This is a genomic window from Bradyrhizobium sp. SK17, assembly GCF_002831585.1.
Taxonomy (GTDB): Bacteria; Pseudomonadota; Alphaproteobacteria; order Rhizobiales; family Xanthobacteraceae; genus Bradyrhizobium.
The window spans coordinates 3,807,072-3,828,520 of record NZ_CP025113.1 but is presented as its reverse complement, the minus strand read 5'-3'; the positions used below and the strand labels follow the sequence as shown (position 1 = coordinate 3,828,520).

Annotated in this window: 16 protein-coding genes and 1 pseudogene; 10 read left to right on the top strand and 7 right to left on the bottom strand. The window is 65.4% G+C overall.

The features are described from left to right. Positions 1–114 precede the first annotated feature (114 nt). The 7 genes and pseudogenes from CWS35_RS17610 to CWS35_RS17580 all read right to left on the bottom strand — a co-directional run bounded on the left by CWS35_RS17610 (position 115) and on the right by CWS35_RS17580 (position 8,887). Positions 115–1,002, bottom strand: a complete 888-nt coding sequence (locus CWS35_RS17610) for a helix-turn-helix domain-containing protein (protein ID WP_024579321.1) — start codon at positions 1,000–1,002, stop codon at positions 115–117. A 126-nt stretch (positions 1,003–1,128) separates the two neighbouring features. Next, the gene (locus CWS35_RS17605; RefSeq protein ID WP_100952756.1) at positions 1,129–1,803 is read right to left on the bottom strand and encodes a spermidine synthase; all 675 of its coding nucleotides are present in this window, start codon (positions 1,801–1,803) and stop codon (positions 1,129–1,131) included. Between the two features lie 38 nt (positions 1,804–1,841). After that, positions 1,842–5,077 (bottom strand): annotated as a pseudogene (locus CWS35_RS17600) (bifunctional cytochrome P450/NADPH--P450 reductase). A gap of 144 nt (positions 5,078–5,221) precedes the next feature. Next, the gene (locus tag CWS35_RS17595; RefSeq protein ID WP_024579318.1) at positions 5,222–6,217 is read right to left on the bottom strand and encodes an alpha/beta fold hydrolase; all 996 of its coding nucleotides are present in this window, start codon (positions 6,215–6,217) and stop codon (positions 5,222–5,224) included. Positions 6,218–6,229: 12 nt separating this feature from the next. Further along, the gene (locus tag CWS35_RS17590) at positions 6,230–7,780 is read right to left on the bottom strand and encodes a wax ester/triacylglycerol synthase family O-acyltransferase (protein WP_100952754.1); all 1,551 of its coding nucleotides are present in this window, start codon (positions 7,778–7,780) and stop codon (positions 6,230–6,232) included. Positions 7,781–7,838: 58 nt separating this feature from the next. Continuing rightward, positions 7,839–8,630 carry an alpha/beta fold hydrolase gene (locus CWS35_RS17585; RefSeq protein ID WP_100956462.1) on the bottom strand — a complete coding sequence of 264 codons (792 nt, stop codon included), beginning with the start codon at positions 8,628–8,630 and terminating at the stop codon, positions 7,839–7,841. An 8-nt stretch (positions 8,631–8,638) separates the two neighbouring features. Next, on the bottom strand, positions 8,639–8,887 hold the full coding sequence (locus tag CWS35_RS17580; protein WP_100952752.1) for a DUF6489 family protein: 249 nt from the start codon (positions 8,885–8,887) through the stop codon (positions 8,639–8,641). Positions 8,888–9,273: 386 nt separating this feature from the next. On the opposite strand from CWS35_RS17580, the gene CWS35_RS17575 reads away from it, so the two are divergent. From CWS35_RS17575 to CWS35_RS17530, 10 genes are all read left to right on the top strand, one after another. Beyond that, a complete protein-coding gene (locus CWS35_RS17575; RefSeq protein WP_100952750.1) occupies positions 9,274–10,872 on the top strand; it encodes an ABC transporter substrate-binding protein in 1,599 nt (532 codons plus the stop codon). 103 nt (positions 10,873–10,975) lie between these two features. Then, positions 10,976–11,956: an ABC transporter permease gene (locus CWS35_RS17570; protein WP_100952748.1), complete on the top strand. Its 981-nt coding sequence runs from the start codon at positions 10,976–10,978 to the stop codon at positions 11,954–11,956. Positions 11,957–11,967: 11 nt separating this feature from the next. Further along, positions 11,968–12,927 carry an ABC transporter permease gene (locus CWS35_RS17565; RefSeq protein ID WP_100956451.1) on the top strand — a complete coding sequence of 320 codons (960 nt, stop codon included), beginning with the start codon at positions 11,968–11,970 and terminating at the stop codon, positions 12,925–12,927. Continuing rightward, positions 12,924–13,907 carry an ABC transporter ATP-binding protein gene (locus CWS35_RS17560; RefSeq protein WP_100952745.1) on the top strand — a complete coding sequence of 328 codons (984 nt, stop codon included), beginning with the start codon at positions 12,924–12,926 and terminating at the stop codon, positions 13,905–13,907. Before CWS35_RS17565 ends, CWS35_RS17560 begins: the two co-directional genes overlap by 4 nt. After that, complete coding sequence (locus CWS35_RS17555; RefSeq protein ID WP_100952743.1) at positions 13,904–14,896, top strand: ABC transporter ATP-binding protein; 993 nt, start codon at positions 13,904–13,906, stop codon at positions 14,894–14,896. Before CWS35_RS17560 ends, CWS35_RS17555 begins: the two co-directional genes overlap by 4 nt. 109 nt (positions 14,897–15,005) lie before the next feature. Further along, positions 15,006–16,811: a gamma-glutamyltransferase family protein gene (locus tag CWS35_RS17550; RefSeq protein ID WP_100952741.1), complete on the top strand. Its 1,806-nt coding sequence runs from the start codon at positions 15,006–15,008 to the stop codon at positions 16,809–16,811. Between the two features lie 223 nt (positions 16,812–17,034). Then, positions 17,035–17,745, top strand: a complete 711-nt coding sequence (locus CWS35_RS17545) for a DUF1028 domain-containing protein (RefSeq protein WP_100952739.1) — start codon at positions 17,035–17,037, stop codon at positions 17,743–17,745. Continuing rightward, positions 17,742–18,731, top strand: a complete 990-nt coding sequence (locus CWS35_RS17540) for an ABC transporter ATP-binding protein (RefSeq protein WP_100952737.1) — start codon at positions 17,742–17,744, stop codon at positions 18,729–18,731. Before CWS35_RS17545 ends, CWS35_RS17540 begins: the two co-directional genes overlap by 4 nt. Further along, a complete protein-coding gene (locus CWS35_RS17535; RefSeq protein WP_100952735.1) occupies positions 18,728–19,831 on the top strand; it encodes an ABC transporter ATP-binding protein in 1,104 nt (367 codons plus the stop codon). The genes CWS35_RS17540 and CWS35_RS17535 overlap by 4 nt, the downstream gene beginning before the upstream one ends. 16 nt (positions 19,832–19,847) lie before the next feature. After that, positions 19,848–21,371, top strand: a complete 1,524-nt coding sequence (locus CWS35_RS17530) for an ABC transporter substrate-binding protein (RefSeq protein ID WP_100952733.1) — start codon at positions 19,848–19,850, stop codon at positions 21,369–21,371. Positions 21,372–21,449 lie beyond the last annotated feature (78 nt).

The following is a 21,449-nucleotide window of genomic DNA, read 5'->3' as shown; positions in this document are numbered from 1 at the left end:
CAAGCGGCGGTCGCGGGCCTGCACGAAACCGGAGAGATTCTGCACAAAACCGGAAAAATCGTCAGCCGGGATATGGCAGGGTAGCGGCGCTCGCCTGACCAGGCCCGCTACGCACTAATGGCTGCGCCGATACCTACCCGGCGTCACGCCGGTGAAGCGGCGGAACATGCGCGTGAAATGCTCCTGATGCGAGAAGCCGCAGGCCAGCGCGATGTCGGCGAGGCTCTGCGTCTCGTCGGCGAGCAGCGCCCTGGCGCGCTCGATGCGCAGATTGAGCACGTATTGGTAGGGCGAGATGCCGCTGGTGGCCTTGAACAGGCGCACGAAATATTCGGTGCTGCGGCCGCACAGCTCGGCCAGCTGGTCGAGCCGGATATCGGTCTCGAGATTGGTGTCGACGAACTCGCGGATGCGCGCCATCTGCCTGACGCTGAGCAGGTTCGGATGCTTGCCGGCCTCGACGCTCGGCTTGTGGAAATTGATCGCGACAAAGCGGTTGGCGATCGCCTGCGCAATCGGATCGACGAACAGCGACGAGGCCGGCAGGCCGCTGGTGATGGTCTCGCCGATCGCCGCGGCGAGATGTTCGAGCACGGCATCCTGATCGCCGAGCATCGGCGCCAGCCCGCCGACCAGGCTGGACGCGCCCTCCCGGCCCGCGAACAGATCGGACCGCAGATAGATGTGGGTGGATTCCAGCGCCTCGCGCAGCACCACGTTGCAGGCGTGCCCCGCCGGCAGGAAGAACACGCCGCCGCGCGGGATCTGCCTGGCCACCGACTTGCCGTCCATCACATAGGTGATCTCGACCGGACCGCCCCGATGCAGCACCATGAGATTGTCGGAGAGTGCGTGGAAATGCCCGTCAAACGGCCGTTCGCGCTGCACCGACGCGAACGCCGACGACCAGCCGAGCCCCTCGCTCGAGCCGCGGAAATCAGCCTGGAAGCGGTTCAGGATCCCGTGCGTCTCCTGCACCCCGAAATTCGACGTCGCCTGCATCCGACAGACCAAAGGGCTCGAGGCTTCACGTGCCGCCGAGTGAAACCCAACGGCCCCGGATTTTCAATACAATCAGAACAAGGACGCCCAGCCAGCAATCTTGCTGCATCGCAATAGCGGCGCCGATTACTCCTTCACCGCGATCCAGATCACGTGCCGTACACCGCGGCCTCGGCCGGTGGCGCGGACGGCAATTTCGTTGACCGCGAACCCGGCCCGGGACAGCGATTTCGGGAACTTGGCATTCGGGCCGGAGGACCAGACCGCGAGCACGCCGCCGCGCCGCAGCGCGGTGTGTGCGAGCTTCAGCCCGGAGACATCGTACAGCGCGTCATTGGCCTTGCGGGTCAAGCCCTCGGGGCCGTTGTCGACATCGAGCAGAATGGCATCGAAGCTGCGTGGATGACGCTCGATCACATCGGCGACATCCACCTCCTTGATGTTCACGCGCGGATCGCTCAGGCTGTCGCCGAAGATCGCGGCCATCGGACCTCGCGCCCAGGTGACGACTGCCGGCACCAGTTCGGACACCGTGATGGTCGCTTCAGGTCCGAGCACCTTGAGCGCTGCCCGCAGCGTGAAGCCCATGCCAAGGCCGCCGATCAGAAAATGCGGCCGCTCGACCTTGTCGATCTTCTTCGCCGCAAGTGTCGCCAGCGCCTCTTCCGAGCCCGACAGGCGGCTGTTCATCAGCTCGTTGGTGCCGAGCATGATCGAGAATTCGCGGCCACGCCGCATCAGACGCAGTTCGCCTTCGGTGCCGGGAATGCCCGCAGTGTCGATCTTTTCCCAGGGAATCATGCCGCGGCTTCTAGCATGGCCGGCGCCTTTGCCGAAGGCTAGCCGCCAGCCCAGACGTCGAGCACGTAGCGGTTCCTGGTTCCCATCTCCTCGATCCAGCGCGTGGCCGCATCGGCATCGGCACCGCTGCGCTCGCGATAGATCGACATCAAGGTCGCCTTGACGTCCGGCTCCATCTTGCCGCCGTCACCGCAGACATAGACGATCGCGCCCTTGTCGATCAGCTCCCAGACCCGATCCTTCTGCGCGGCGACGAGGTGTTGCACATAGGTCTTCGGCCCTCGGCGCGCGAGAAGGCAGTGTAGAGTTCGGCGACGCCATCGGCCGCAAACGCCCTCAGCTCATCCGCATAGATGAAATCCTGCTCCGGATGACGGCAGCCGAAGAACAGCATGGCGGGGCCCAGCGTCGCGCCCTGCGCCTTGCGCGCAGCACGCTCCTGCAAGAAGCCGCGGAACGGCGCCAGCCCGGTGCCCGGCCCGATCATGATGATCGGCACGGCATTGTCGTCCGGCAGGCGGAAGCCGGCCTTGGTCTCCTTGATGGTGGCATGGACGGTGTCGCCGGCGCGGCGGCGCGCCAGATAGTTCGAGCAGACGCCCTTGTAGATGCCGTGGCCCGAGCTGGCGGGCGCTTCGACCACGCCGACGGTGACGCTGCAATGCTGCGCCTCGCCGGCCGGGGACGACGAGATCGAGTAATAGCGCGGCGCCAGCAGCGACAGCATTTCGAGGTAGAGATGGAACGGCAGCTCGCAGGCCGGATGTTCCTCGAGCAGGTCGAACACCGATTTGCGCCTGGCCAGCACCTCGCTCCGATAGCGCTCGGCCGAGGCGTCGTCGTCGCCGACATAGGCCATCAGTTTCGGCTTGGTCACCGGGCAGCGGGTGTGCTCGGCCATGATCTGGATCTGCTTGCGGGTCGCGACCTGCTGCAACTCGACGAACTCGGTGAGCAGCCGCCCGACTGACACCGCGTTGCCGACCGGCAGTTGCGCGCGGCGGCCTTCCGAGACCTGCAAACGGATCTGGTCGGCGGGCAGGAAGCCGAACCGGCGCGCAACGGAATCGACCAGGGTCGGATCGTTGCGCGGCACCACACTGAGATGATCGCCGACGCGATACTTCAGGGTAGCCGGCAGCTCGACCTCGATATGCCGGGTCGAACGCTCCGATGGATGGGCGCCATCCTTGGTCTGCAACTCGGTGTTGGCGAGCACCTTCATCTGCACCGCGCCGCCCTGCGTCACGATGGTGTTGACCGCGCCCTGCACTACCGGCTCGATCGCGTAGAGCGGCTCATCCTCGGCGGTGCGGGTGAAATTCCAGTCGATGCCGAATTCCTTGGTCGCGACCTTCGCCGCTTCCGGGAACCATTTCTGGAACTGGCCGTCGAGATCGCTGCGCGCATCGCCCTCGCCGCGCGGATAGACGGCGCGTGCGCCATGCTTGGCCAATTGCTCATCGATCAAGCGCGGCACCGACTGGTAGGTCGCGGCCCAATCGCTGTTGCCGCAGCCGAACACGGCGTAGCGCACCTTGGCAAAGGCATCCTTCGGCAGGTCGCTATCGAGCCATTTGACGAATTGCGTCGCGTTGTCCGGCGCCGCGCCATTGTAGGAGGCGCAGATGATCAGGACCCCGCCCTCCTCCGGCAGCTTGCCGACATAGTCGTCCAACGGGCCAAGCCGGGTGGCAAAGCCATTGATCTCGGACAGATCGGCCATGCGGGTCGCCAGTTCCTCGGCCGAGCCGAGGTTGGAGCCGTAGAGCACGAGCATCGGCGTGTTGTGGCCGGGCCGCGTGGTCGGTGCGCGCGGTGCCTTCGGCGCGGCGGCCGCAACCGTGCCCGTGCTGCCAGCGAACGCGCCGCGATCCCTGTCGTCGCGCGGGCGTACCTTGATCCGGAAGCCGTCGGGCTTGACGGTCAGCGTCTCCTTCAGATGCATCTGGTAGCGATGCACGTCGAGCAGCTTGAAGCGTTGCAGGATCATCCCGATCGCGAGCGCCGCCTCGTGCATGGCAAAGCCACGCCCGATGCAGGCGCGCTGGCCGTTACCGAACGGCTTCCAGGCATTGATCGGGCGATTGGCTTCGGCCTCGCGGCTGAAATTCTCGGGATCGAATACGTCGGGGTTCGGCCCCCAGACCGAGGGATCGCGGTGCAGCGCCATCACCAGGATGGTGATGAACGTGTTCTTCTTCAGCTTGTATTTGCGGCCGATCGTCTCGTCGTTGAGCGGCGCGATGCCATAGGCCGGCGCCGGCGGCCATAGCCGCAGCGCCTCCTTCAGGCATTGGGTGATGTAGGTGAGCTGCGTCACCTGCTGATAGGTCGGCCTGGCATCGACGTCGGGGCCCAGGACGCGATCGACCTCCTCATAGGCCTTCTTCAGCACCTCGGGATGCTTGAGCAACGCATAGATCGTGCACGACAGCAGACCGCTGGTGGTCTCGTGGCCGGCGATCAAAAACGTGTTGATCTGGTAGCGGATGTTGACGTCGTCGAGCTGCTCGCCGGTGGCGCGGTCGACGCCGGTCATCATCGCCGCCAGCATGTCCTTCTTGTCGTCGGTCGCAGCGGTATTGCCGCGCCGCTCCGCGATGATCTCGTCGACCATCTTGTTCATGAAGGCGACGTCGTCGGTCAGCGTCTTGCGACGCTTCTGCATCCACAGGCCTTCGAGCGGCAGGCCGCGGGTCATCATGATGGTTTCGAGCGAGCGCACCAGCGATTCCACGAAGGGGTGATAGTCGCGGCGATAGAACGAATTGAACCGGTAATCGAAACCGCAGAGGCCGATGGTGTCGAGGGTCAGCGCCGTCATGTCGTGGACGACCTCGATCTCCTCGTCGGCGTTGAGGCGCTCCCATTTCTTGACCAGCTGCTCGGCGATATCGACCATGCTCGGGTGATACGACTGCATGGCGCGATTGCCGAACGGCTGCATCAGGATGTTGTGCGCCTTGCTCCAGTTCGGCTCCCTGGTGTCGGCGGTGAACAGCCCGTCGCCGCCGACCGCGCGCACCCGGCGCAGCGAGCCGCGCACCGCCTTGTCGAAACGCTTCTCGTCGGAAAGTTCATCGACCAGATCGTGGCCGGACACGATCACGATCGGCGCGCCCATCATGTCGAGCCAGAAGATCGGCCCGAACTCCTTGGAGAGCTTCACCAGATGCTGCACCGGCGCGGTCGAATCCAGCGACAGCATGTTGCCGACCACCGGCTTCGTCGGCGGATGCGGGATCGGACTCAGTCTGTTGCCGGACGCCATGTTGGAAGTGCCCCCTGTGTCGCTTCAATCCCGCTCGTCATTCCGGGATGCGCCGCAGGCGCAGGCCCGGAATCCATACTCACGATCATGGTTATGGATTCCGGGCTCGCGCTACGCGCGCCCCGGAATGACGACCGCCGGTCGTCAACCAAATCGTCTCTTGCGCCACTCGATCAGCTTGGCGCTGACCTCGTCAGGCTTTTCCTGCTGCGTCCAATGGCCGCTGTCCTTGACCAGGTATTTCTCGAGGTCCGGCACCAGCCTCTCCATGCCATCGGCGGCCGAGGGCGGCAGCACCGCGTCGTTCTCGGCCATGATCATCAGCGACGGCACCCGCACATTGTGGTCCAGCCCGGCCGAGCGTTCCCAGTTGCGGGTGAAATTGCGATACCAGTTGATGCCGCCGGTGAAGCCGGTCCCGGTGAAAGTGTCGACGAACACCTTCTTCTCCTCCGCCGACAGGATCGGCGTGCGCGGATCGTGCCTGGCATCGTAGTTCGCGATCATCTGCGGGAACGCCAGATTGAGCCGGGCCGATGCGCCGACACCCGCGATCGGCTGTTCGGGGGGCGCATCGGCGGGACGCGGCGCCGGCTTGCGCATGAAGGCATCGAAGGTCTGCTCGACCCTGCTGCCGAAGATGCGGTCGGGTTCGCGCGCCGGATCCTGAAACTGGACGATGTACATCTGGTCGCCGAAGCGCTGCCGGAACAGCGCGATCGGGTCGACAGGCGCGCGGTCCCAATGCGGCGTGTTGACGCCGACGACACCGGCGACCCGCGACGGGTATCGTAGCGGCATCTGCCAGACGACGAATCCGCCCCAGTCGTGACCGACGAAGATCGCCTTGTCGATCTTGAGATGGTCGAGCAGGCCGACGAGATCACCGGTCAGGTGCTCCATGTCGTAGGCTTCGACCGGCTCCGGCCGGTCGGTCGCGCCATAGCCGCGCTGATCGGGTGCGATCACCCGGATGCCGGCCTCGCCCAGCGCCTTGATCTGGTGACGCCAGGAGAACGCCAGTTCGGGCCAGCCGTGGCAGAGCACCACAGGCGGCGTGTCGGTCTTGGGGCCCGCTTCGTAAAACCCCATGCGGATGCCGTTCGTCTCGGCGAACTGGAGCGGTGGCATTTCGATCATTGACAGCAATTCCTATTCGGCCGCGCCCTTGATGTCCGCAGGCGGGGGAGCGAACGCCGCCTCGAGTGCATCGAACTCGAGCGGCAGCATGTCACACATCACCTGCACATGGGGAATGATGTTGGCACCCACGATGAAGCCGAAATCGAGCTGATCGCGGTAGCTTTGCACGGTGATGTTGAGTGCAATGCCGTGGGTCGAGATCGAGACCGGGAAGATGTGCAGCAGCTCGGCGCCCGCCGCATACAGCGTCTGCCGCGGTCCCGGCACGTTCGAGACCGTGATGTTGGTGGCCGGGGGCAGCACGTTGGAGAGGTCGGAGCGGCTGTACAGCAGCGCCATGATCTGCACCAGGATCGGCGCGCCCAACATCGAGATGTTGGAAACCTGCGGCATCAGGGCACGCAGCGGATGCGACATCTCCTTGGACTTGGTCGACTGCGCGATGATGGTTTCCAGCCGCTTCTTGGGGTCCTCGACGTCGCTCGCAATCGAGCAGATCATGCCGAACACCTGGTTGTTGGAATCGGCATTGCCTTCCTCGCGCAGCGAGATCGGCACCCCGGCCGTCAGCGACTTGTTCGGCAACGCGCCCTGGCTGATCAGATAGCGCCGCACCACGCCGGAGGCGAGCGCTAGCACGACGTCGTTGAGCTTGCCGCCCGAGGCCTTGGCCAGCGCCTTGGCGCGCGACAGCGAGATCGAGGTGCCGGCAAAGCTGCGCTCCGACGAAATCGCCTTGTTGAGGATGGTCGGCGGCGAGGCCATCGCTTGCAGGCTCTCGCGCGACCTGGGATCGGCGACCTTGGCGACGACGTCGGACAGGCTCTTCAAGACCGTCGGCATCGAGCCGGCGAACTTCACCGCGCTCTCGATCTGGAACATGGCGTTGTCGAACAGGATCGAGCCGAGGTCGCTCTTGCCGGAGCGCGGCAGCTCCAGGCTCTTCTGCGCGGCGGCCGCCGCCTCGAACGGCTGGGTCCAAAGCTGCTGATAGGCGTCGATCAGATTGGCCGCGATGTCGCGCGGCTCCGGCGCGACCTTCTTTGCGCTCGGCGGTTCGATCTCGCGCGGCACCGGCGTCAGGTCGTAGATCATGCTGGTCAGCGCGGCACCGGCGCCGCCATCGATGCAGGCGTGGTGCATCTTGGAATAGAGCCCGATCTCATTGTCCTTCATACCCTCGAAGACGTAGAACTCCCAGAGCGGGCGGGCGCGGTTCAACAGCTTGGCGTGCATCCAGCCGACGATCCGTTCCAGGGTGGCGCGGTCGCGCGGCGCCGGCAGGCTGGCACGGAAGATGTGGCGGTCGATGTCGAACTGGTCGTCCTCGACCCACGACGGATGATCGATGTCGAGCGGCGCCTTCTGCAAGCGCGCCTTGAGGATCGGCGCGATGTGCAGCCGCGAGGCGATCATCGCCTTGAACTCCTCGAAGAAGTCGCCCTTGTAGCCGTCGGGCAGCCGGAAGATCGCCATGCTGCCGACATGCATCGGCATTTCCGGCGTTTCCAGATACAGAAACGATGCGTCCAGCGAGGACAGCTTCTTGGCGTCGCTCATGATCTCCTCCCGAGAGCCAACTCACGCGGGCGCCTTGGCGGCGCTTCTCGTCGTCTGGTCAGGATAGTGCCTGTTCTGCCGCCCCGTAGGCAATGGCAAAGGGGCCCGACCGGTCAAAATGCCGGAATTCCCCTTCGGGCTGCGCCAGCCGGTCCGCGATCGCCCACAGCGCCGCGGGGTTGACCCCGAGACCGAGGTGGCTGGCGAAATGCACCTCGATGTTCTCGGCGGTGGTCGACGGCCGCACCCGCGAGGTGCGCCAGTTCACGATGCCGTCGGTGCGGGAATAGATCGAGGTCGTCGGCACCGGCATGTCGCCCGCGATCGCGGCGCGGATCTCGGGGATATCGTTGATCCCCTCGCCGGAGAGCAGTTCGTAGAGCCGCGTCGCATTGGTGGCGCGGATGTCGTCGGCGAACGGGCTGCCGAGCGTGATGACGGAGCGCACCAGCTCCGGCATATGCGACGCAAGGTCGCGCGCGTAGACGCCGCCGAGGCTCCAGCCGATGATCGAGACCTTGCGCCCGGAGGTCTCGTGAATCCGCTTCAGCAGGTCACGCAGCGCGTCCCGTCTGGAGGCGATGCCGCCGAAATTGCGCCCCATGTTCCAGGCATGGGCGTCATAGCCGAGTTGCTTCAGATAGCGCCGCATCGGCGCCATCGAAAGGTCGCTGGCAAGAAAGCCCGGCAGCGCCAGCACCGGATGACCATCGCCCTTCGGCGCCTGCATCAGGAGCGGCGAAAGCAGCAGGCTCGAATTGAACTCGAGCAGGCCGCGGCCTTCGGCCAGCATCAGGAACAGGCTTGGCGGACGCAACCGGCGTTCGGTCCCTTCAACGCTCCTGTCCATGGCGGTCACTATTTCTTCTTGGCCACGCTGCCGAAGCCGGCCATTGCCGCGAACATGTCCTGGAAACGCTCGGCAAGCTTCGGATCGAAGGTGAACCAGCTCTGCATCAGCGATTCCGGCGAGATCTTGTCGATGTTCGACGTCATCTGCTGCTGTAGTTTGTCCATGACGGCGGTCTGCATCGGCGCCACATCCGGCAGGCCGAAGAACTGGCGCGCTTCAAGGGGCGTACAATCTATCTCGACATTGACCTTCATATCCGCCTCCTCAAATGCGCCTTGTCGCGTCTTGGCCCGTCCCAGTATCACCGCGTCGGGGTGCATTGCGCAAGCGAGCCTTGACTGCCCCATGGTGCAGTCGGCCTCAATCATCCGTTATGGTCAACCAAACTGTTTGGGACGGCCGGCATGCACGGCTCGCCGGCGATCATTCCCGCAATCGACGAGCGGCAGTCCGAAAGTCGAATGTCACGTGCTCGCGCCAGCCGCCTATGCTCAACTCCGCTGCATTGCGCTGCACCGGCGCGAACGGGGTGCCCCTTGGGGAAATCGCGCTTGCGCAGCCGTTAAACTCTGGCAACATGCATCAATAATACCAGCCGGACAAAGCAGCCGGCGGACAAAAACGGGGGACGCGGGTTCACATGTCGGTACGTTGGAGTTTGCTTGCGGCGGCCGCCGTCGCATTCGTTGCCTTTGCTTCGCCGGCGTCGGCCCAGACCTTGAGATATGCCAACCAGGGCGAGCTGAAGTCGCTGGATCCCTATACGCTGAAGGAAACCACGACGATCGCGCATCATGGCCATGTCTATGAAGGCTTGGTGGCGCGCGACAAGGACCTGAAGATCATCCCGGCGCTGGCGGAAAGCTGGGAGACGCTGAGCCCGACCAAATGGCGCTTCCATCTGCGCAAGGGCGTGAAATTCCACAATGGCGATCCCTTCACCGCCGACGACGTGCTGTTTTCCGCCGAGCGCGTCCGCGCCAAGGGTTCCAACTTCCTCAGCAACGTCCCGCCCGACGCCAAGTTCACCAAGGTCGACGATTACACGGTCGACGTGACGCTGGATTCGCCAAATCCCATCCTGACCTCGCAGTGGGATAGCTGGTACATCATGGACAAGAAATGGTGCGAGGAGAACAACTCCGTCGCGCCGACGCCGGCCTCCGCGACCACGCCGAGCTACGCGGCGCTGCACGAGAACGGCACCGGCCCCTTCATGATCGAGAGCCATCAGCCCGGCGTGAAGACCGTCTTCAAGGTCTACCCGGGCTACTGGCGCAAGCCGGAGCACAATCTCAAGGAGATCATTTTCACCTCGATCGCCTCGGACGCCACCCGGGTCGCCGCGCTGCTCTCGGGCGATGTCGACGTCATCGAGCCGGTCCCGATCCAGGACATCCAGCGCGTCAATTCGAGCGGCACCGCGACCGTGCTGACCGGGCCGGAGATCCGCACCATCTTCATCGGCATGGACATGGCGCGCGACGAGCTGCTGTTCTCCAACATCAAGGGCAAGAACCCGTTCAAGGACATTCGCGTCCGCGAAGCCTTCTACAAGACGATCGACGTCGATCTGATCAAGACCCGCGTCATGCGCGGCATGTCGACGCCCTCGACGCTGATGATCGCGCCCGAGCTCTACCCGCTGTCGAAGGAATTCACCCGGCCGAAGCTCGATCCGGAAGGCGCCAAGAAGCTGCTCGCCGACGCCGGCTATCCGAACGGCTTCGAGGTCACGATGGATTGCCCGAACGACCGCTATGTCAACGACGCCCAGATCTGCCAGGCGGTGGTCGGCATGCTGGCCCGCATCGGCATCAAGGTGAACCTGCTGGCCCAGCCGAAGGCGCAGTATTTCGCCAAGGTGCTGAAGCCCGGCGGCTACCAGACCTCGTTCTTCATGCTGGGCTGGACACCGGCGACCTCGGATTCCCACAATGTGCTGCACGATATCCTCGGCTGCCGCAACGATCCGAAGGATCCCACAAGGGGCGAAGCCAATCTCGGCGGTTATTGCAACAAGGAAGTCGACGCGCTCACCGACAAGGTGCTGGTCGAGAGCGACACCGCCAAGCGCGACCAGCTGATCAAGCAAGCCTATGAGATCGTGATCAAGGATTACGGCTATATCCCGCTGCATCAGCAACCGCTGGTGTGGGGCGTGTCGAAGAAGGTCAAATTGACCCAGCGCGCGGACAACCAGGTGCTGCTCTACTGGGCGACCAAACAGGGTGAATAGTGGTTTCAGCGAATTGGGTCCCGGAAGCGCAGGCTTCCGGGACCTCTCGTTTTCCGGCAGCGCAAGGCCGCGCGCCGCGTGTCAAAAGCAGTGAAAGGTAGAGATGCTGGCTTTCACTCTTCGCCGCTTTCTGCAGGCCATCGGCGTGATGCTCGCCGTCGGCGTCATCGCGTTCGCGATGTTCCGCTTCGCCGGCGATCCGGTGAACCAGATGGTCTCGATCGACACCTCGGCCGCACAGCGCGCCGAGATCCGCCGGTCGCTCGGGCTTGACGATCCCGTGCTGGTGCAGTTCGGCCGCTACTTCATCAATGCAATGCAGTTCAAGTTCGGCGTGTCCTACCAGTTCCGCCTGCCGGTCTCGTCGCTGCTGGCGGAACGCATGCCGGCAACGCTGGAGCTTGCGATCTGCGCGACGCTGTTTGCAATGGTGGCCGGCATCCTGATGGGGGTCTATTCGGCGCTGCGTCGCGACACCATGCTGGCCAGGTTATTCCAGGCGATATCGCTGATCGGCATTTCGCTGCCGACCTTCCTGATCGGCATCCTCTTGATCTATCTGTTCGCCGTGACCCTGGGCTGGCTGCCCTCCTTCGGCCGCGGCGAGGTGGTGAAGCTCGGCTGGTGGTCGACCGGGCTCCTCACCGTCTCCGGCTGGAAGGCGATCATCCTGCCGGCGATCACGCTCGGACTGTTCCAGATGACCCTGATCATGCGGCTGGTGCGCGCCGAAATGCTGGAAGTGCTGCGGACCGACTATATCCGCTTCGCCCGCGCCCGCGGCCTGACCACGCGCGCGATCCATTTCGGCCACGCGCTGAAGAACACCCTCATCCCGGTGATCACGGTGGCCGGGCTGCAATTTGGCTCGGTTATTGCTTTCTCGATCATCACCGAAACCGTGTTCCAGTGGCCGGGCATGGGACTTCTGTTCGTGCAGGCCGTGCAAAACGTCGATATCCCGATCATGGCCGCGTATCTCCTGATGGTCTCGCTGATCTTCGTCACCATCAATCTCGTGGTCGACATCCTCTACACCGTGGTCGATCCGCGCTTGCGCTCGACCGTCGGCCGCGCGGCGTGAGGCACGGGCCGATGTCAGACGCCGTCGTCCCCGATCGCTCCGAGGTTCGCCAGGCACCTGCCGGCTGGTTCAAACGCGCGCTCGACAGCGACATCTTCCATTCGTTCCGTCGCTCCAGGCTGACGATGGTCGCCGCCGCGATCACGCTGCTGTTCTTCCTGCTGGCGATCTTCGCGTCGTGGTTCGCGGTGCAGAACCCGTTCGATCCGGCGCAGTTGCAGCTGATCAACTCGCGGATCGCGCCGCTATGGACCGCCGACGGCCAGAGCCCGTTCCTGCTCGGCACCGACGAGCAGGGCCGCGACGTGCTCTCCGCGATCCTGTACGGCCTGCGCATCTCGCTGGCGGTCGGCATCGCCGGGGTGGTGTTCGCCGGCGCGCTCGGCATTGCCCTCGGGCTGGTCGCCGGCTACTTCGGCGGCGTGGTCGATACCGTGATCATGCGGATCGCCGACGTCCAGCTCACCTTCCCCGCGATCCTGATCGCGCTCCTGGTCAACGGCGTCGCCAAGTCGCTGCTCGGCAACCGGCTCGACGAGATGAGCACGTTCGGCGTGCTGATCATCGCGATCGGTCTCAGTTTCTGGGTGCAATATGCCCGCACCGTGCGCGGCTCGGTGATGGTCGAGAAGCACAAGGATTATGTGGCGGCGGCGCAGCTGATCGGCCTGCCGGCGCCCAAGATCATGTTCCGGCACGTGCTGCCGAACACGATGGGCCCGATCCTGGTGATCGCCACCATCAACCTCGCGCTCGCGATCATCACCGAGGCGACGCTGTCGTTCCTCGGCGCCGGGATGCCCGACACCATGCCCTCGCTCGGCACCCTGATCCGGATCGGCAACAACTATCTGTTCGCCGGCGAATGGTGGATCGTCGCCTTTCCCGGCATTGCGCTGGCGGGCCTGATCCTCTCCATCAACCTGCTCGGCGACTGGCTGCGCGACGCGCTCAACCCGAAACTCCGATGACCCAGCCCGTTCTCTCCGTGCGCAATCTCGAGGTGGAGTTCGTCACCCGCCGCGCCACCTTGCGTGCCATCAACGGGGTATCGTTCGACATCGCCAAGGGCGAGGTGCTCGGCATGGTCGGCGAGTCCGGCGCCGGCAAGTCGGTCACCGGCCTTGCCGTGATCGGGCTGATCGATCCGCCCGGCCGCATCTCCGCCGGCGAGATCGAGCTGTCGGGCAGGCGGATCGACCATCTTCCGCCGGAAGAGATCCGCCGCATCAGGGGCAAGCGGATCGGGATGATCTTCCAGGACCCGCTCACCAGCCTCAATCCGCTCTACAAGATCGGCGACCAGATCGTCGAGACCATCCGCACCCACACCGACTTGAGCGAGAGCGCCGCGCGCAGGCGCGCCATCGATCTGCTGGCTGAAGTCGGCATCCCCGCGCCGGAGAAGCGCATCGACGGCTACCCGCACGAATTCTCCGGCGGCATGCGCCAGCGCGTCGTAATCGCGCTCGCGATCTGTGCCGAGCCCGAATTGATCATCGCCGACGAGCCGACCACCGCGCTCGACGTCTCGGTGCAGGCGCAGATCATCGCACTGATCAAGCGGCTCGGCCGCGACCACGGCACCGCCGTGATGCTGGTGACCCACGACATGGGCGTGATCGCCGAGACCTGCGACCGCGTCGCGGTGATGTATTCCGGCCGCATCGCCGAGATCGGACCGGTGCAGGAGGTGGTACGCAACCCGCTGCATCCCTACGCCAAGGGCTTGATGGGCGCGATCCCGACGCTTGCGGGCGAGGACAAGCGCCTGGTGCAGATCCCCGGCTCGATGCCACGGCTGTCGGCGATCCCGCCGGGCTGCCCGTTCAATCCGCGTTGCGCGCTCGCCTTCGATCGCTGCCGTGTGGAACGCCCCGAACCGATCCGACAGGGCAACCAATCCGTCGCCTGCCATCTGTTCGAGCCGGCCGAGGAGACGGCGGTATGAGCGGGACGTTGATCGAGGTCAGGAACCTGCGCCGCGTCTTCGACGTCTCGAAACCGTGGCTCAACCGTGTGATCGAGGGCGGCCATCCCGAATTCCTGAAAGCGGTCGACGGCGTCTCTTTCGACATCAAGCGCGGCGAGACCTTTGCGCTGGTCGGCGAATCCGGCTCCGGCAAGACCACGGTCGCGCGCATGGTGGTCGGCCTGCTGCCGCCGAGCTCGGGTGAAGTCGTCATCGACGGCGTCTCGATGACCGATCCGCGGCAGGCCCCGGCGCGCCGCCGGCTGCGCCGGCGCATCCAGATGGTGTTTCAGGACCCCTATGCGAGCCTCAACCCGCGCTACCGGGTCACAGCCATCGTCGCCGAGCCGATCCGTGCCTTCGACCTGATCCAGGGCGAGCGCGACATCAAGGGCAGGGTCGGCGAATTGCTGTCGCTGGTCGGCCTGCATCCCGACGACGGCCAGAAATTCCCGCATGAATTTTCCGGCGGCCAGCGCCAGCGGATCGCGATCGCCCGCGCGCTGGCGTCGGAGGCCGAGTTCATCGTCTGCGACGAGCCGACCTCGGCGCTCGACGTCTCGGTGCAGGCCCAGATCCTCAATCTGATGCGCGACTTGCAGGACAAGTTCGGCCTGACCTACCTGTTCATCAGCCACAACCTCGCGGTCGTCCGCCACATGGCGAGCCGGATCGGCGTGATGTATCTCGGCCACATCGTCGAGATCGCCGAGGGTCGGCAATTGTTCGCGAATCCGCGGATGCCCTACACCAGGATGCTGCTCGGCGCGGTTCCGGACCTCGCGATGTCCGGCCGCCAGCGCATTCCGGTCAAGGGCGAGATCCCGAACCCGATCAATCCGCCGCCGGGCTGTTCGTTCAACCCGCGCTGCCCCCTCGCCTTCGAGCTCTGCCGCGAGAGGACGCCGGAACTGATCGATGGCGTCGCCTGCCACGCGGTCAACACTCCCGCCGCCGTTTCGGCGTGATCACGCGGATGGGAGCCGCCATGTGCACCAAGCGGTTGGCATACCAGCCCGGCTGTGATCAAGTGCGCGCGCACAAGAAACCCAACAAGCCGCCCAACGGTCCATCGCCATGAGCAACATCAACCCCGATCCGTTCACCACAAGGCCCGAGATCGAAGGCACCTTCGGGGTCATCACCTCGACGCACTGGATCGCGACCGCGGTCGGCATGGGCGTGCTGGAAAAGGGCGGCAACGCCTTCGACGCCGGTGTCGCGACTGCCTTCACGCTTCAGGTGGTCGAACCGCATCTGAACGGGCCCGGTGGCGACGTCCCGATCATCGTGCACGACGTCAAGCGCGGCAAGGCCGAGGTGATCTGCGGCCAGGGCCCGGCGCCGGCGAAGGCGACCATCGCGCACTATCGCAGCGAGGGCCTCGAAATGGTGCCCGGCACCGGTCTGCTCGCCGCCTGCGTGCCCGGCACCTTCGAAACCTGGATGCTGCTGCTGCGCGACTACGGCACGTTAAGGCTGCGCGACGTGCTGGAGCCCGCGATCGGCTATGCCCGCGACGGCTACCCGCTGGTCGAGCGTGCGGCGGCGACCATTCAGACCGTCGAGCAGTTGTTCCGGAAATACTGGACCACGTCGGCGGATGTCTATCTGCCGAACGGCGAGGTGCCGCGGCCCGGCAGCATCTTCACCAACAAGAAGCTCGCGGAAACCTACACCCGCATCCTGGAGGAGGCGGAGAGCGCCGGCCCCGACCGCGTGGCGCAGATCGAGCGCGCGCGGCAGGCCTGGTCGAAGGGCTTCGTGGCCGAGGCCATCGATAAATTCTGCCGCACCCAGGAGGTGATGGACGTCTCCGGATCGCCGCATCGCGGCGTGCTCTCGGCCGACGACATGGCGCGCTGGCAGCCGACCATCGAGGCGCCGCTGACCTACGATTACGGCCGTTATACCGTGCAAAAGTGCGGGGTCTGGAGCCAGGGTCCGGTGATGTTGCAGCAGCTCGCGCTGCTGAAGGGCTTCGATCTCGACGGCCTCGATCCCACGGGCCCCGACTTCATCCATTTGCAGATCGAAGCCGCCAAGCTGGCTTATGCCGATCGCGAGACGTTCTATGGCGATCCCAAATTCACCGACATCCCGATCGAGACGCTGCTGTCCGATGCCTATAACGACGAGCGGCGCAAGCTGATCTCAAAGGACAAGGCTTCGCTCGACTTCCGTCCCGGCTCGGTCGCAGGCTTCGGCGGCGTCGTGAAGCTGCGCCACGCCGAAGGACATCGCGAAGCGGTCGGCGCGATGGGCGCCGGAGAGCCGACCGTCGGCCGGTTCGGCGAGGTGCGTGGCGACACCGTGCATTTCGACATCATCGACAAGGCCGGCAACATGATCTCGGCGACGCCGTCCGGCGGCTGGCTGCAATCCTCACCGGTGATTCCCGAACTTGGCTTCTGCCTTGGCAGCCGCGCCCAGATGTTCTGGCTGGAGGAGAACCATCCGGCCTCGCTGGCACCGGGCAAGCGGCCCCGCACCACGCTGTCGCCGACCATGGCTTTGCGCGACGGCGAGCCGTATCTGTCCTGGGGCTCGCCGGGCGGCGACCAGCAGGACCAGTGGATCACGCAGTTCTTCCTGCGGCATGTCCACGCCAAGCTGAACTTGCAGGAGGCGATCGACGCGCCGGCCTGGCACTCCGAGCATTTCCCGATCTCGTTCTGGCCGCGCACCTCGCGGCCGGGCGTGCTGGTGCTGGAAAACCGCGTGCCCAAATCGACCATCGACGAATTGAAACGCCGCGGCCATGTGGTGGAGATTGGTCCCGATTGGTCGGAAGGCCGCCTCACCGCGGCCTCGAAGGTCGGCCCCCGCCGCCGCGCCGCCGCCAATCCGCGCGGCATGCAGGGCTACGCTGCCGGCCGCTAAGACAAGGTGACCGCCACAGCATGATGACATCGCGTCGGACCGCAGAGCGAGCCTCCAACTCCACCTCGCCCCGCTTGCGGGGAGAGGTCGGAATTCAAGCAAAGCCTGAATTCCGGGTGAGGGGGAATCTCCGCGCGTTTCGATTTGCACCGTCTTCGCGGAGCGAGCCCCTCACCCCAACCCTCTCCCCGCGAAGAGCGGGGCGAGGAAGAAGAGATCTGAGATGACCTGGTCGATCATCGCCCGCGACAGCGCCACCGGCCAGCTCGGCATCGCCGTCGCGACGCGGTTCTTCGCGGTCGGCGCCCTGGTGCCCCACATCGCGCCCGGGATCGGCGCCATCGCGACGCAGGCGCTGGTCAATCCCTACTACGGTATCGACGGCCTCGCGCTGCTGCGCGGCGGCAAGAGTCCGCATGATGCGATCGCTGCGCTGATCGCGTCCGACAGCGGCCGCGAGAGCCGGCAGCTGCATGTCATGGACGCCAAAGGCCGCATCGCCGCGCATTCCGGCAAGGACTGCATCGACTGGTTCGGCCATATCGCCGGCGACGGTTTTTCGATCGCCGGCAACATGCTGGCCGGGCCTGCGGTGCTCGACGAGACCGCGCGCGCCTATGTCGCGAACGAGAAGCTGCCGTTCGCGGAGCGGTTGATCAAGGCGATGTTCGCCGGCGAAGCGGCCGGCGGCGACAAGCGCGGCAGGCAATCGGCGGCCCTTGTGATCCATGGCATCGAGCAATGGCCGTTGCTCGACCTGCGGGTCGACGACCACGTCGATCCCCTGCGCGAGTTGGAACGGCTGGAAGCGGTCAGCCGCGAGCACTGGGTGGCGTTCCGGAACTTCATGCCGACCCGGGACAACCCGGCTGGAATCAGCGACCGCGCGACGATCGACGCCGGCATCGCAGCGGCCGCCGCGAGCCGCAAATGACCGCCGGCCCGTTGATCGAGATCGAGGGCCTGCGTGTTTCTTTCCAGGGCGACGATGGCCGCGTGACGCATGCGGTCGACAGCGTCGATCTCTCCGTCGCCAACGGCGCCACGCTCGGCCTGGTCGGCGAGTCCGGTTGCGGCAAGAGCGTGACCTCGCTTGCGATCATGGGCCTGTTGCCAAGGCAATCCGCCGAAGTCTCCGGCGCGATCCGCTTCGACGGCTTCGACCTGCTCGACGTGCCGGATGCGACACTGCGCGACCTGCGCGGCAATCGCCTGGCGATGATCTTCCAGGAGCCGATGACCTCGCTCAACCCGAGCTTCACCATCGGCGACCAGATCACCGAGACGATCCTGCGCCACCGCGGCGGCTCCCGGCGCGCGGCACGCGAGCGCACCATCGAGCTGCTGCGCCGCGTCCACATCCCCTCGCCCGAGAAGCGCATCGACGAGTATCCGCACAAGTTGTCCGGCGGCATGCGCCAGCGCGTGATGATCGCGATGGCGCTGGCCTGCGATCCGCAGCTCCTGATCGCCGACGAGCCGACCACCGCGCTCGACGTTACCTTGCAGGCGCAGATCCTCGATCTGATGCGCGAGCTGAAGGCGGCAAGTGGTGCTGCGATCATCCTGATCACCCACGACCTCGGCGTCGTCGCCGAGGTCTGCGACGAGGTCGCGGTGATGTATGCCGGCGAGATCGTCGAGCGCGCGCCGGTCGACGAGCTGTTTGCCAACCCACAGCATCCCTATACGGTCGGCCTGCTCGGCTCGATCCCGCGGCTCGACCGCCGCACCAGCCATCTCGCGACCATCGAGGGCATGGTGCCGAACATGGCGAACCCGCCGCTGGGCTGCCGCTTCGCGGCACGCTGCCCGTTCGTGGACGATGGCTGCACAAAATCCCCTCCGCCGCTCGCGATGTTGAGCGCGACCCACGCCTCGCGCTGCATCCGCGCGCCGCTGGAGCGGCTGGTGTCATGACCGCGCTGCTCGAGGTCGACGGGCTGGTGAAGCATTTCGTTGCCGAGCGTTCGGTGTTCGGCCGGCCGACGGCGCATGTGAAGGCGGTCGACGGCGTCAGCTTCACGGTCGAGGCCGGCAAGACGCTGGCGCTGGTCGGCGAATCCGGCTGCGGCAAATCCACCGTCAGCCGGCTGGTGCTGCGGCTGATCGAACCGGACGCCGGTCGCGTCACGTTCGAGGGCCGCGACCTCGGCATGCTCAATGCCGAGCAGTTGCGCGCGTTCCGCCGCGACGCGCAGCTGATCTTCCAGGACCCCTACGCCTCGCTCAACCCGCGCATGACGGTGAGCCAGATCCTGACCGAACCGCTGGCGCTCCACGATCTGGTGCCGTCGGCCCGCCGCCGCGAGCGGGTCGACGAGCTGCTGCGTCTGGTCGGCCTCGAGCCGCGCTTTGCACGCCGCTACCCGCACGAGTTCTCCGGCGGTCAGCGTCAGCGCATCGCGATTGCCCGCGCGCTCGCAGTCGAGCCGAAGCTGATCATCTGCGACGAACCGGTGTCGGCGCTCGACGTCTCGATCCGCTCGCAGATCCTGAACCTGCTGCGCGACCTGCAAGACCGCCTGAAGCTCGCTTACATCTTCGTGTCGCACGACCTTGCCGTCGTGAAGCACATCGCCGACCGCGTCGCGGTGATGAATCTCGGCACCATCGTCGAGACGGCGGATGCGCAGGCGCTGTTCGCCGCGCCGCGGCACCCCTACAGCCGCGCATTGTTGTCGGCGATCCCGGTGCCGCGGCCGCGCGCCAGGCGCAGCCGCATCGTGCTGGAGGGCGAGCTGCCGAGCGCACTCAATCCACCGTCCGGCTGCCGTTTCCATACCCGCTGCCCCTATGCGATCGCGCGCTGCCGCAGCGAGGTTCCGCAATTGCTGGCAGATGTCGCCAGCCACTTCACGGCCTGTCACCGCACAGCAGAGCTACCGCCCGCGGAGAACATCGTTCCCTCCGATGGCGGCTTCTCGCCTGCGCTGGAGAAACTGGTGGCGGCATTCAGCGGAGCGTCGGAAGACGCCCGGCGCGGCGGGGTTGGTAACGGGACGGTGCTGCAGGCATGATCATGGGAGTTGCGCGATGAGGATGTTTCGTTTGGCTGCGACCGCCGCCACCCTGCTGCTGTCGCTGGTGGCAGGCGCCCAGGTCCAGGCCAAAGCCCAGACCACGCTACGGATCGGGCTTGCCGAGGATCCCGACGTGCTCGACCCGACCATGGCGCGCACCTATGTCGGCCGCATCGTATTCGCCGCGCTATGCGACAAGCTGTTCGATATCGACGAGAAGCTCAACATCGTGCCGCAGCTCGCGCTGTCGCACGAGACCTCGGCCGACGGCAAGGAAGTCACGATCAAGCTGAGACCCGGCGTCAAGTTCCAGGACGGCGAGCCGCTCGACGCGGAGGCAGCGAAGTTTTCGCTGGAGCGGCATCTGACCTTCCCCGGCTCGTTCCGCAAGCCGGAGCTCGCCAGCGTCGATCACGTCGACGTCGTCGATCCCCTGACCATCAGGCTGGTGCTCAAGGCGCCGTTCTCGCCGCTGATCGCACAGCTCACCGACCGCGCCGGCATGATGGTACCGCCCAAGGCCGCCAAGGCGGCCGGCGACAAGTTCGGCCTGCACCCGGTCTGTGCCGGTCCCTACAAATTCGTCGAGCGGGTGCAGCAGGACCGCATCGTGCTGGAGAAATTCGCCGACTACTGGAACAAGGACAACGTCTTCATCGACCGCATCGTCTATCTGCCGATCGTGGACGCCACGGTGCGGCTCGCCAATCTGAAATCCGGCGGGCTCGACCTGATCGAGCGCGTGCTCGCGACCGACCTGAAGGACGTACGCGCCGATTCGCGCCTGAAGGTCTCGACCGCAATCGAGCTCGGCTATCAGGGCATCACGCTCAACATCGGCAAGGACAAGGCCAAGGGTCCCCTGAGCCAATCCGCCAAGGTCCGGCAGGCGCTCGACCTCTCGATCGACCGCGATGCGATCAACCAGGTCGTGTTCAACGGCGAGTTCAAGCCTGGAAACCAGTGGATCAGCCCGGACCATCCCTACTACCAGAAGGAATTTCCGGTCCGCCCGCGCGACGTCGCGAAGGCCAAGGCGCTGCTGAAGGAGGCCGGCGTCACGCCGCCCGTCAGCGTCGACTTCATGGTGCCGAAGGGACCGGAGGCCGAGGGCACCGCGCAAGTCGTGCAATCGATGGCCGCTGAAGCCGGCTTCGACATGAAGATCCGGGTCACCGAATTCGCGACCTCGCTGAAGCAGGCCGAGGCCGGCGAGTATCAGGCCTATTTGCTGGCCTGGAGCGGCCGCATCGATCCGGACGGCAACTCCTATGTCTTCCTGCACAAGGATGCGCCGCAAAACTACAGCGCCTGGGCCAATCCCGATGCCGACACGGCGCTCGACGACGCCCGCCTCACCACCGACATGGCGCAGCGCAAGGCGATCTACGCCAAATTGACGAAGCTGGAACAGGAGGACGAGCCCCTGCTCTATATCTATCACCGCCGCATCATCATCGCGCACACCACCAGGCTCGACGGCTACAAGCAGATGCCCGACGGGCTGGTGCGCGTGATCGGGCTGAAGCTGAAGTGATGATCGGCCGCGGACCTATCGCGGGACCGATACGGGTCCCGGTTCAGCAGCGCAACATTGCGTGCTGCGCCGCGCCCG